The sequence below is a fragment of the Peribacillus psychrosaccharolyticus ATCC 23296 genome, assembly GCF_000305495.1.
Classification (GTDB): domain Bacteria; phylum Bacillota; class Bacilli; order Bacillales; family DSM-1321; genus Peribacillus; species Peribacillus psychrosaccharolyticus.
Genome location: NZ_AJTN02000143.1, coordinates 1 through 270, shown reverse-complemented (window position 1 = coordinate 270; position 270 = coordinate 1). Strand labels below are relative to the sequence as shown.

1 pseudogene is annotated in these 270 nt (G+C 49.6%); it reads left to right on the top strand.

Annotated elements, in window-relative coordinates:
* A pseudogene (fliI, locus tag WYK_RS06485) lies at positions 1-270 on the top strand (flagellum-specific ATP synthase FliI); the annotation flags it as partial.

Genomic DNA, 270 nt, shown 5'->3' with positions numbered 1-270 from the left:
GATTTAGGTCCAGAAGGATTAGCACGGTCAATCGTTGTGGTTGCGACGTCCGATCAGCCAGCACTAATGAGGATTAAGGGTGCATTAACCGCAACGGCCATTGCCGAATATTTTCGAGACAAGGGTTTGAATGTCATGTTGATGATGGATTCAGTCACTCGAGTTGCAATGGCACAGAGGGAGATCGGCTTGGCTGTCGGAGAGCCGCCTACAACGAAAGGGTATACCCCTTCTGTCTTTGCTATTCTGCCGCGTTTACTTGAACGAACC